Here is an 11754-nt window from a genome sequence, read left to right on the forward strand (position 1 = left end):
CTCCCAAAGAGTGCCCCTGCGGGGCACAAATCTGTGCGGCGTGCGCGAATGCTACGCATTCGCTTTTGTGAAACGCCGCACATTTTCAGCAGGGCTTTGCCCTGCACCCACCAGGAGGAGATAATCTCCTCCTGGACCTCCATAATAATTTTCTGATTTTCAAATGCGATTGCCCTGACTCTCCAGAAATCATTCCCCTCGGTAGCAACCATTGACATGCCTCCTGGCTCCAGGTCTAATCGACTGTATCGTTTTATCAGTTATTCTTTGCTCTTGCCATCTTTGGCTCCAAGCAAAATTGCGACCTATACCGTCATGTCTCAATCGGCGCTCCAGCCCCATCTGCCTGAGCTGTTACCGCTGTTGCGTGAGGAGTTGCAGCTCTCTCCCGGCCCTCCTGCCCACAACGGCGCGCCTACCTGGACCATCCATGATCCAGGCAACAACCGCTATTATCGCATTGGCTGGCTCTCTTTTGAACTGCTCAGTCGTTGGCATTTGCGAAATGTGCCAGCCCTGTTGCAGGCTACCCATACAGAGACCACTCTGCAGGTGACCGCCAATGATGTCGAGCATCTGTTGCGCATGCTGGAGCGCCACTCGCTGCTGCAAGCCTCTGGCGACAGCGATTTATGGCGTTTGCGCCGTCTGCATGCCGCCGGACAACAATCCTGGAGCAGTTGGCTGATCCACCACTATCTGTTTGTGCGCATTCCTCTCCTGCACCCCGATCATCTGTTGGCACGACTGCTCACCTACTGCTCTTGGCTCTACAGCCGCCAATGGCTGACCCTACTGCTGCTGCTCACCTTTCTTGGTTTGCTGCTGATTGTGCGCCAATGGGACTCTTTTGTCACCACCTTGTCACGCTCATGGAACAGCGCTGATCCACTGCCCTATGCCCTGGCCATGGCACTCAGCAAATCGCTGCATGAGCTAGGCCATGCTCTGACCGCCAAGCGTTATGGTTGCCGGGTTCCGGTGATGGGGGTAGCCTTGATGGTGCTCTGGCCGGTTCTCTACACCGAAACCAGTGACATCTGGAAACTACCCGACAAACGACAACGGCTGTTGGTGGCTGCTGCGGGCATGGTAGCGGAACTGACACTGGCGGCTCTTGCCACACTGCTTTGGTCTTTGCTGGAGGATGGCCCGCTGCGAGAGGCCACATTTATTCTGGCCAGCACCACCTGGATTTTGACTTTGACTGTCAATCTCAATCCGCTGATGCGTTTTGATGGTTATTATCTGCTATCCGACTGGCTGGATTGGATCAATCTGCAGGAGCGCGCCTTTGCCATGGGGCGATGGTTTGTACGCAAACTTATTTTTGGCTTTGCCCATCCGCCTCCCGAACGCTTGCCTTTGGCTCGACGCCGTTTTTTGATTCTGTTTGCCTGGGCGGTCTGGCTGTATCGCTTGCTTCTTTTTACTGGCATTGCCCTGTTGGTCTATCACTTTTTTTTCAAATTGTTGGGTATTGTGTTGTTTGCTGTCGAAATCATCTATTTTGTGCTGCGTCCGTTTGCCAAAGAGATGGCGGTCTGGTGGCAAATGCGTACCAGCATGCGGGTAAACGGTCATACTTTGCTCAGCACGATGGTGTTGCTGACGGCATTGACAGCTCTATTTCTGCCTTGGGTACAAAGCATGGAAGCACCAGCCACTCTGCGAGTGCTGCGCCAGAGTCGCCTCTTTGCCCCACAAGCCGCTTTGTTGCGCGCCCCTCTGCCGGAGGCAGGCACCTATCAAGAGGCAGGTACCATTCTGGTGCAGTTGGAAGATCCAGAACTGCAACAGCGTGCGGCCCGTTTGCAACGGGAGATTGAACGGATCCAGTGGCAACTGACAGCCATTACTCAGGACAAAGAGCTGTTGGAACAACGGCAGAGTCTGCTGGAGCTGCTGCACACCCGCCAGACCGAACGGGCAGCAACCCGCAAAGAGGAGCAGCGTTTACAGCTACGTGCTCCTTTTTCTGGAAAAATAAGCGAACAGCAAACAGCGTTGCGGGCGGGAGAGTGGGTAGCGGAAGGGGAATATCTGCTGCAGATGATTGATCCAGAGGAGTGGGTTATTGAGGGCTATATAGCGGGCAATCCGCCAGGAATTGTGGCGCAAGCCGAAGCGCTGTTTTATCCCGAAAACAGCTCTTTAGCGGTGATTCGTTGTCGTTTGCAGAGTGTGGATGCGGTCAACACGCCGCGTTTGCCAGAACCGGAATTGGCCTCGCGTTATGGCGGACCAATCGCGGTTCGGGAGGAGAAGAGTGAAGAGCTGCTGCCTCGTGAGGCACAGTTTCGCATGCGCTTAACCCTTATCGATGCCCCACCGGCACAGCAGCAACTGCAACGCGGCACCTTGCGCATTGCCATCCAGCCACAAGCCCCGGCAGTGCGCCTGTGGCGCTATCTGGCCAGCAGCATTATGCGGGAGAGTGGGTGGTAATAAACAGCTCTCACCAGCAAAGAGAGTGTGTATCCTCTACTCCCCCCTCGCCAACCAGCGCCGGGCGTTGTGGAACAACTGCTGCCACGGCCCCTCCTCTCCCCACCCTTCAGGATGCCAACTGTTCAAACAGGTGCGAAAGACCCGTTCCGGGTGCGGCATCAAAATGGTTGCCCGCCCATCCAGACTGGTCAGACCGGTAATGCCCAAAGGTGAGCCATTGGGATTGGCCGGATAGCTCTCCGTCACCTCTCCATAATGGTCCACAAACTGTAACGCAATCTGCCCGCGAGCACGCAGCAGATCTATCTGTTCCGGCTCGGCAAACAGGGCCCGTCCCTCCCCGTGCGAACAGGGCACAGGCAACAGACCTCCCGCCAACGGACCTAATAACAGCGAACGATTTTCGGGAATCTGCACCAGAGAAAAACGGGCTTCAAAACGACCACTGCGATTGGCAACAAAGCGTGGCCACCCTTCTGTGCCCGGGATCAGCTCTTGCAACTGACTGAGCATCTGGCAACCGTTGCAGACCCCCAGACTGAAGGTATCACTGCGCTGAAAAAATTGGCTGAATTGCTGGCGCAAGCCCTCATGATAGAGAATCGACCGTGCCCAACCCGATCCTGCACCCAACACATCGCCATAGGAAAAACCACCACATACCGCCAAACCATGAAAACGCTGCAAACGCACCCGGCCACTCAGCAGGTCGCTCATCGGCAGATCCACCGCCATAAAACCAGCCCGCTGAAAGGCTGCCGCCATCTCCACCTGACCGTTGGTTCCTTGCTCGCGCAAAATGGCAACTTGTGGTGCATGCTTGCCGATAATCGCCGGAGCAGAAAAGGCGGATGGCAAAGAGATCTGCAGACCTGGATCCGCCTCATCCAAGAGAGTCGCATACTCCTCAGCCGCACACTCTGGATCATCACGCAAACTGCGTAACCGCCAACTGCTCTCCGACCACCAACGCTGCCACTCTACCCGCCTACCCTGTACAAGCGGTTCGCCGCGCCAGCTCACCTGCAACTGTTGGCTCTGGGTAACCGGCCCCAGCATCTGACAATGACCAACCCCTTGCAACTGCTGCAAAACCACAGTCAGATCCCTCTGCCGCACCTGCAACACCGCTCCTGGCTCTTCGCTAAACAAAATGGCCAATGGATCCTCGCCCAAACCATCCAGCGCCACTTGCCAACCCAAATGTCCAGCAAAGGCCATCTCGCTCAACGTAACCAGCAATCCCCCATCGCTGCGATCGTGGTAGGCGAGCAAAAGCTCTTGCCGGCGCAGCTCCTGGATGGCCGCAAAAAAGGCGCGCAACTGCTGCGGCTGATCCAAATCTGCCGCCTCTTCTCCCAGTTGGCCATAAACCTGTGCCAGCGCCGAGCCACCTAAACGGTTACGACGGTTGCCCAGATCCACCACTACCAACACCGTCTCTTCATTCAACCAACGCAACTGCGGGGTCAAAGTACGACGCACATCGGCTACCGGGGCAAAGGCAGAGATGATCAAAGAGAGCGGTGCCACCACCTGCCGCTGCTGCCCATCCTCCTGCCAGACCGTTTTCATCGACAACGAATCTTTTCCGACCGGAATGCCAATACCCAATTGGGGACAGATCTCCATGCCCACGGCATGCACTGTCTCATACAGTGCGGCATCCTCTCCCGGAAAACCGGCTGCTGCCATCCAGTTGGCTGAAAGCTTGACCTGATCCAAACGGCGCACATCTGCTGCTGCCAGATTGGTAAGCGCCTCGGCGATAGCCAAACGCGCCGATGATGGCCCGTTGAGCAGCGCCACCGGTGTGCGCTCTCCCATGGCCATCGCCTCACCAACATAGCCATGATACCCCCGGCAGGTCACCGCCACATCGGCAACCGCCACCTGCCAGGGCCCCACCATCTGATCACGGCTGACCAAACCGGTCACTGAACGATCCCCGATGGTAATCAAAAACCCCTTATCGGCGACGGTCGGCAGATGCAAAACCCGCTCTACCGCCTCCAACAAACTGGGCATCTGCCAAGACAAGGGCACCCCTTTTGGCAATTTTCTCTCGACCATACGCGACAACAGTGGCGGCTTGCCCAACAACAGCTCCAGGGAGAGATCGATCAAGGGCTCCGCCAACCCCTCCTTTGTCAACAACAGCCGATTTTCGGCGCTGCACAGACCGAGAACAGCCCAGGGAGCCAACTCGCGGGCACAGATCTGAGCAAAAAGAGGCTCATCCTGGGCATCGATGGCCAACACATAACGCTCCTGCGCCTCATTGCACCAGATTTCCATTGGTGACATGCCCGGATCCGCGTTGGGAATGGCCTCCAGGCACAGTTGTCCACCCACCCCTCCTCCATGCAGCAGCTCTGGCACCGCGTTGGAGAGACCTCCGGCCCCTACATCATGGAGCGAACGAATTGGATTGCTTGTGCCCAACCGACAGCAACGATTGATCACCTCCTGACAACGGCGCTGCATTTCGGCATTGTCCCGTTGCACACTGGCAAAGTCGAGCTCTGCCTTGGAGGTGCCGCTGCTTTGCGACGAGGCTGCTCCCCCTCCCAAGCCGATCAACATGGCCGGGCCACCCAACTGCACAATCAACATGCCGGCCTGCAGAGGCTGTTTGGCCACATGCCGGGCATCGATCATACCGATACCACCGGCGATCATGATGGGTTTGTGATAGCCGCGCACCACTCCCTGCACCGGCATCTCAAAGGTCCGAAAATAGCCGCACAGATTGGGACGACCAAACTCATTGTTAAAAGCGGCTGCCCCCAATGGCCCCTCAATCATGATCTGCAAAGGCGAGACAATATGCTCCGGCTTGCCATAAAACTGTTCCCAGGGTTGCAGAGCCCCTGGCAGATGCAGATTGGAGACAGAAAATCCACACAAACCAGCTTTCGGCTGCGAACCTTGCCCGGTAGCCCCTTCGTCGCGGATCTCGCCGCCAGAGCCGGTGGCCGCTCCGGGAAAGGGAGAGATGGCAGTAGGATGGTTATGGGTCTCCACCTTCATTAACAGATGGGTCAGCAACTCCTGGTAGCCATATACAGCCGTTTCTGGATCGGGAGCAAAACTGAGCCCACTCGCCCCTTCCATAATGGCGGCATTGTCACGATAGGCGAGAATGGTCCCTTGTGGGGCACAGCGCTCGCTGTTACGAATCATCGCAAAAAGCGAGTGCTCTTGCTCTGCGCCATCGATCTGCCAACGGGTATTAAAGATTTTATGGCGACAATGTTCCGAGTTGGCCTGGGCAAACATCATCAACTCAACATCGGTGGGATCACGCGCAAGCTGCTGAAAATGGGCAAGCAGATAGTCCAGTTCCGGTTCGGAGAGAGCCAATCCCCACTGTTTATTGGCCTCCTGCAAGGCCGAACGCCCCTGTTGCTGCAAGGGAATCCGCCGTACCGGTCGTGCCGTCGTGCGGCAAAAAAGTGCTCTGGCCTGGAGATCGTTTTCCACCACCTGTTGGGTCATGCGGTCATGCAGTTGCGGTAAAAGAGCAGACCATTCGCTGCTGCTTAAGGGACGGTCAAAGGAGAAGAGCAGAGCCCGTTCCAGACGTTCCACCTCCTGCAAACCACAGCGCCAAGCAATTTCGCTGGCTTTGCTGGACCAGGGCGAAAGCGAACCGATGCGGGGAATCACCAAACAGTTGGCAGGGGCTGTGGGAGAAGAGTCTGCGCCAGGCACATGGAGCAAAGCCAGCAGGCGCTGCAACTGACTCTCTGGCAAGGGCTGACGCAACGAGAGCAGATAGCGATAACGCACTTCACGCAGTGGCATGCCTGCGGCACGCAACTGCTCTTGATAAAAGGGGCTGGGGCCATCGGCACCAGGCAGCACCAGATAATAACCGGTATGTTCCCCTTCAGGGGCAAGCTGGATCAGCTCAGGCATTATTTACCGCCACAGAGTGTTAAGGGCCAAAAGAGGGTGAATCGCTCCGGCCTATGGAGTGCTTTACCGCCGCAGACTGTTCAAGGCCAAAAAGGAGTGGATGGCTCCGGCCTGTTGGTAGAATTGCACCTCCTGGCGAGCGATGGCCCGCACCTCTTCAGCCCGTTCCAGACGAGCGGCGACACTGTCGCCGGGTTGTACCCGATCGAGAACATAGTTGAGCAGGATGGCAAATTTTTGCTCCTGGATCTGCAAAAAGCGGCTGTCGATTTCGGGAGTGGCGGGAAATTTACCGCTTTTTTGCCCCTGTTCAAGAATTTCATGGAAGGTGACGCCATGTTGTGCTGCTTCTGCCTTGGCGATTTTTACCGCCTCAAACCAATCGGAGGTCATAATTTTATAATAGTCACGAATGGCCTGTTTGTTGAAATGCACAAACATCTCCTGATCCTCATCCTGGACGGTGCAGGTGACACGCAGAGAGTCGGTATCGATGGTATCGACAAACAGGAGTTGATTATTCTTTTTGGCCAGCTCCCACTTGATATCCCATAAAGTGAGTCCCATCTCCCGGAACACGCCGCGTACCAACAGAGTGCCCAGCAGGGTCATGCGTATCAAATCGAGAAAATGGTCACCATTGAGCCCGGAGATATGCAGCGCCTCTTGATAGCTCAGAGCCCGATCTTCCGGCTCATACTTGCTGGTAAAGTCGGCGATGGGTACCGGAAAGAAGCGCCAGAGAGGCAGCTCTTCCACCCCCATCTCTTTGAGAAATTTACGTCTTTGCGTCTCGTCAAGGTGCAAAAATTTTTGATAAATCGAGGAGCCGGAGGTGAGCCCCAAACGCACAATATTCTCCAGCGGCACCACATGATCGGCCTGATTTTTATAGGGAGAGTAGTCCCAAAAATGGCTGAAGCGATAGTTGACCGGCAAAGGACGGATGACGGTAAACTTTTCGACCAAAACAAAGGGGCTGACCTGCGGGGGAAAGCCTTGAGCATAAACCTGTCCGCTCTGCCGATCGATCATGCCCAGGTGATGGGTTGGTGCTCCCTGCTGTTGAAAGCGCTGCAGAAGATTGTGCCCCTCTGTGGCAGGTGGATTGATGAAGGCCAAAAATTTGCGCCGTTCGCCAAAATCCTCTTCCAACTGTTGGGCCACGCTGTGCCACGCTTCCGGGGTATGCAGGGTGGTATAGATATAGTGGCGAAAAGCAGCACGGCTCAAATCGCTGCCCGCAATCTGAAAAATAGAGCCCACATCAAAGACCGATCCGGAAGCGGTGGTTTCACAGATCATGGTCTGATCATCCCGGTGATAGAGATTCTGCACCGAACCCTTATAATGTGGGGTAGACAGTTGTGACAGATCGACGGTAAGCGGCTCCATGGTGATAAAACTCCCTACAGGTTTCATTAACAAAAATAGACAGCTATCAAAGCTTTACTATAGCACAGAAGCCGCCACACTCAACGGAAAGCAATAGGGCTCAGCTTTTGATCAGGCGCCCCAAATCGCCCAAGAGGTTGGATTCGTCACGCGACTGGCCTCCTCCTCCCTGCAAACGTGCGGCATTGGCAAGGATGCGATCGGCCAGACGAGCAAAGGGCAGGCTTTGCAACCAGACCGTACCATGGCCTTGCAGAGTGGCCAAAAAGAGCCCTTCGCCAGCGAATAGCATAGAGGTAAGGGAACCGGAGCGTTCGATGGAGTAGTCGATACCTGGGGTAAAAGCGACCAGGCAACCGGGATCGACACGCAGCAGATCACCGTTAAGCTGTTTTTGAATCAAGGTGCCACAGGCATGCAGGAAAGCCAGCCCATTACCAGAAAGTTTTTGCAGAATAAACCCTTCGCCGCCAAAAAAACCGGCACCGAGACGCTGGGTAAAGGCGATGTCGATGGCGGTACCATAAGAGGCACACAGAAATGTCTCTTTTTGGCACAACAGGGTTCCTCCCAGTTGTTGCAGATCGACAGCGATGATGCCTCCTGGTACAGGAGCGGCAAAGGCGACCCGTTGCGGATGGGGAGCAGAGTTGCTGAAGTGGGTCATAAACAGAGATTCCCCGCTCAAGAGACGCTTGCCGGCGGCAAAGAGGTCGCCAAAAAAGGAGCTGTTGGCACTCGAGCCATCACCGAGGCGGGTTGCAAAGGTGATGCCTGCCTCCATATAATTCATGGCACCGGCCTCGGCGACGATGGTTTCTCCAGAATTAAGAAGAATTTCCAAAACTTGCATATCGTTACCAAGAATCTGGAATTGTAACTGTTGCCGGGAAGGAGCAGGAGAATCTGCAGCCGGAGTATTGTTCTGAGCCATGGCCCAGGGTGAGAGAAAAGAGGATGGGTGCGCAGATGACAGCGGGTTTGCGCAGTGTGGACAGTGGGAAGCCGAAGGATCGATAGGACGCTGACAAAAATGACAGAGACTCATGGTTTGCTCCTGAAGATCGAGAAAAGGCAGTCTGGTACGCCTGCAGGGGGGGAACGCGAGCATAAATGCGCCAGGGAGAGAGTTTAAGTGATCAATCGCCGTTATGAAAGAGTGACTTTCAATACCGAATGCGTACTGCATTTGACCGACCATCGCCAGATGGAGTGTCGGACATTGGATGTCAGCATGGGAGGATTGAAGGTAACCAATACTGCGCCACAGGTACTGTATCCTTATATTGGCACCGATTGCATGATTGAATTTCCGGTGGTGTTACAAGAAGTAGAAGATGCGCCGCTGACGGTATTGAAGGTGCAGGCACGGATAGTCAATGGTGATGCTCTGGGAATTGGCTTGGCGTTTCAGGGGGTGGATCGAGCGACCCAGGGATTGTTGCAAAAGTTGGTTTCCTGCACCTTGCAAGCGGGGGATTTATTGGAGCTGCAGGGCAAGGAAGGGGTTACCATCCAGGGTCCGCATGTCAAACTGTTAAAGATCGAGTTGCAGGATCATCTGGCAGAGGCGGTACGCGAGATATTTATTGCCTTTTTGGGGATGAGTGTCACGTTAGGCCCGTATGTAGAACGTCCTGATTTTTCCGAATACCAACCGCCGGAGACCGACGTGACCGGTGTAGTATTATTTAATGGCTCGTTGGAAGGTGGAGTGCATTTAGCGGCCCCCTTGCATTTTGCCATCAATGCGGCTGGCGCGCTGTTAGGCGAGGCCGGTTTGGACTATCGACAGGAGCAAGAGGCGATGGTCTGGGATGCTTTTGGCGAGATCACCAACCAGGTAGCAGGATCGTTACAGACACGCATCTCTTCGGAATTTCCAGATATTCGCATGACCGCACCGATTGTGATCCAGGAATCAAATGAACGCATTCGCTACAAACGGAGCTTGAACAGTGTACGCCACTTTTTTGGTTCGGCATTTGGACCCTTTTATGTGGAGTGTTTTTTTGTATAACCGCTTCGCAAGCGGATGAATAAAAAATCCTTGACGGCTGGGGTTGAGCTTTGTAAAGTGTCCCCCGCTTGCTGCTCCTCGGTAGCTCAGTTGGCAGAGCAGGTGACTGTTAATCACCTGGTCCGTGGTTCGAGTCCACGCCGGGGAGCCAATCTTTAGATTTAAGATATTTTCGGCCACTCACAAGGTGGCCGTTTTTTTTAGTCATTAAATAGCAATTTTTTGATGTAATACAATATAAAATGACATCTGGATTGATAGAGATCCACACATGGATTGATTATTTTTTCGGAAAATCCCTGTAAAGTGACATCTGTATTGAGAGCGATCCACACCTGTATTGATTATTTTTTTGGAAATTCCCCCGCTCCACCCCGCAAAAGTTACACCTGTATTGATTATTTTTTCGGAAAATCCCCCGAAAAGTTACACCTGTATTGATTATTTTTTCGGAAAATCCCCCGAAAAGTTACACCTGTATTGATTATTTTTTCGGAAATCGTTTGGGTGGGAGTTGGTCTGGCGGGTTTGGTGGGGATGGGAGGAGTTGGGACTCCTCCCTTGGGTGGGGATGCACTCGCTCTTCAAATCCGGCCACGTGGCTGGATTTTGTCATGCGTAAAGCAGAGATTGTCCACGATGTTCGTCAACCACTCCGGATCACGCTCCAAAAACGGCACTTTCTCGGTGCGCGAGCGCGGATTGACCGCCTCGCCCTTGGTCCAGTAGTCGTACAGAACGGTAAAACACTCTTCCTGGTAGGCTTCCACCTTCGCCTTCAAGTCTGGCCGCACCTTCTTGGCATTGACCGAAAAAAGCCAACCGTTCAGCTTGCGGAGGGGGATGCAAACCATCTCGCGCTGTTTGCCATCCTGGGCAACTGTAGACATATGTACACAGTTGAATTTTGGATTATGCAACTTGTCGGCTTGTCTTGCCCACTCCAACCCCATCGCTTCAACGACGGGCCGCATAGGCACGTAGGGTTCACCGTTGTGTTCAACGATGAACAGTTGGTCCCCGCGAAAGGGAACTGGGATGAGTTGAGATATCTCTTCGGCATTCATGTCGCATCTCCTTTGGTTCAATTGAAATTGCCGGAGCATGAACGAGTTCTAAAGCGTTCACACTCCGGGGGTTAGAACACCCGCCAAAGGTCGGGCAGCCACGCCTTTGGCCTTGCGGCTTGGACATGGACGCAGCTCCCCCGGAGTCTGACGCATGGGAAATTTTGGGCATAAAAAAAGCGCCAAATCTGTCGGGGGCGGTGATCCGCCTTTGGTTGTGGAGGTTCTAATCTCCGGGAACCATCATGCGGCAGGTGGTTGGGTGGTGTCAAGTGTTGTTTGTTCGCCGGCGAACAAAGCATAAAAACCTATAGATCTGGTTCATCCTTTCAACTATGATTGCTATTGTTCTGTGCTGTACAAACACAGATTTGCCGCCGGCCTCCTGGACCGAGAACCGGCGGCCTGTCTTTCCCTTAACCTTCCTCAAGCAAAGGAAAAACGTATGACCGAGACAACCATGCAAGACCAAAAGAAAAAATTTTGTCCACTCATCAAGAACGATTGCCTGGAAGAGCAGTGCGCTTGGTTTGTTGTTTACCCTCGACGAGAAAATCTATCAAAATGCTCAATTCTTCATTTCGCCTCCTCGCCAATCCAGATCAAAGACGAAGGTGTCGCCTCTGCCATCAAATCCCTGGCACACAGATAACCCCCCTTAACGCACAATCAACCTGGTCCGAGAGGTACTTGAAATATTCTATTTCCCACCCCTCGTCATTGATCAAAGAAAGCAATTTTGCAAGATCCCGCATCCGCTCAGTGGTGGGAATGGGTGCGGGATCCGTTCCGGTTATATCGTGTTGCGCTTGACTTTTCATGTTGGTTTATCCCTGTGATAGATGTTAATAAAATTGATCTGCTACAACTGCTGGAGCGCCATCAAGTCTCCTGCTG

At 54.0% G+C, this 11754-nt stretch carries 8 protein-coding genes and 1 tRNA gene; 4 read left to right on the forward strand and 5 right to left on the reverse strand.

Features of this window, described 5'->3' with window-relative positions; all coding sequences use genetic code 11:
• Positions 1-212 (reverse strand): hypothetical protein (locus EJP87_RS17800; RefSeq protein WP_130471656.1); only part of this gene is annotated, 212 nt, incomplete at its 3' end.
• A 4-nt stretch (positions 213-216) separates the two neighbouring features.
• Here EJP87_RS17800 and EJP87_RS09630 point away from each other — a divergent pair.
• On the forward strand, positions 217-2448 hold the full coding sequence (locus tag EJP87_RS09630) for a site-2 protease family protein (RefSeq protein ID WP_130471657.1): 2232 nt from the start codon (positions 217-219) through the stop codon (positions 2446-2448).
• 36 nt (positions 2449-2484) lie between these two features.
• Here EJP87_RS09630 and purL read toward each other — a convergent pair whose 3' ends face one another.
• From purL to EJP87_RS09645, 3 genes are all read right to left on the reverse strand, one after another.
• Positions 2485-6375 carry a phosphoribosylformylglycinamidine synthase gene (purL, locus tag EJP87_RS09635; protein WP_130471658.1) on the reverse strand — a complete coding sequence of 1297 codons (3891 nt, stop codon included), beginning with the start codon at positions 6373-6375 and terminating at the stop codon, positions 2485-2487.
• Positions 6376-6438: 63 nt separating this feature from the next.
• A complete protein-coding gene (locus EJP87_RS09640) occupies positions 6439-7770 on the reverse strand; it encodes a phosphoribosylaminoimidazolesuccinocarboxamide synthase (RefSeq protein WP_193771270.1) in 1332 nt (443 codons plus the stop codon).
• Between the two features lie 100 nt (positions 7771-7870).
• The gene (locus EJP87_RS09645) at positions 7871-8704 is read right to left on the reverse strand and encodes a TIGR00266 family protein (RefSeq protein WP_130471663.1); all 834 of its coding nucleotides are present in this window, start codon (positions 8702-8704) and stop codon (positions 7871-7873) included.
• Positions 8705-8905: 201 nt separating this feature from the next.
• Here EJP87_RS09645 and EJP87_RS09650 point away from each other — a divergent pair, with 201 nt between their 5' ends.
• Together EJP87_RS09650 and EJP87_RS09655 are read left to right on the forward strand one after the other, a co-directional pair.
• Complete coding sequence (locus tag EJP87_RS09650) at positions 8906-9790, forward strand: chemotaxis protein CheX (RefSeq protein ID WP_130471660.1); 885 nt, start codon at positions 8906-8908, stop codon at positions 9788-9790.
• 75 nt (positions 9791-9865) lie between these two features.
• Positions 9866-9941: transfer RNA gene (locus EJP87_RS09655), tRNA-Asn, on the forward strand.
• 433 nt (positions 9942-10374) lie between these two features.
• Here the strand turns inward: EJP87_RS09655 and EJP87_RS09660 are convergent.
• Entirely contained in the window at positions 10375-10857 is a 483-nt protein-coding gene (locus tag EJP87_RS09660; protein WP_130471661.1) for a phage antirepressor N-terminal domain-containing protein, read from the reverse strand.
• A 445-nt stretch (positions 10858-11302) separates the two neighbouring features.
• Here EJP87_RS09660 and EJP87_RS09665 point away from each other — a divergent pair, with 445 nt between their 5' ends.
• Positions 11303-11509, forward strand: a complete 207-nt coding sequence (locus tag EJP87_RS09665; RefSeq protein WP_130471662.1) for a hypothetical protein — start codon at positions 11303-11305, stop codon at positions 11507-11509.
• The last annotated feature ends 245 nt before the right edge of the window (positions 11510-11754 follow it).

This window comes from Candidatus Magnetaquicoccus inordinatus (assembly GCF_004217665.1).
GTDB lineage: Bacteria > Pseudomonadota > Magnetococcia > Magnetococcales > Magnetaquicoccaceae > Magnetaquicoccus > Magnetaquicoccus inordinatus.